Here is a 244-nt window from a genome sequence, read left to right on the forward strand (position 1 = left end):
CATTAACGCTGGCGGCGTCATCAACGTGGCAGATGAGCTTTACGGCTATAATGCAGAACGCGCATTGAAGAAAGTTGAAGGCATTTACGGCAATATTGAGCGTGTACTTGAAATTTCTCAGCGTGACGGCATTCCGACGTATTTAGCGGCTGACCGCTTGGCAGAGGAACGGATTGAACGCATGCGCCGCTCAAGAAGCCAGTTTTTGCAAAACGGTCACAGTGTATTAAGCAGACGTTAAGAA

General features: G+C 48.4%; 1 pseudogene. It reads left to right on the plus strand.

Going from position 1 to position 244, the window contains the following annotated elements:
* Nucleotides 1-241 (plus strand): annotated as a pseudogene (locus CF394_RS00220) (leucine dehydrogenase); the annotation flags it as partial.
* Between the last annotated feature and the right edge of the window lie 3 nt (nt 242-244).

Origin of the sequence: Tetzosporium hominis (genome assembly GCF_002265435.1) — a bacterium.
In the GTDB taxonomy this organism is placed as follows: domain Bacteria; phylum Bacillota; class Bacilli; order Bacillales_A; family Planococcaceae; genus Chryseomicrobium; species Chryseomicrobium hominis.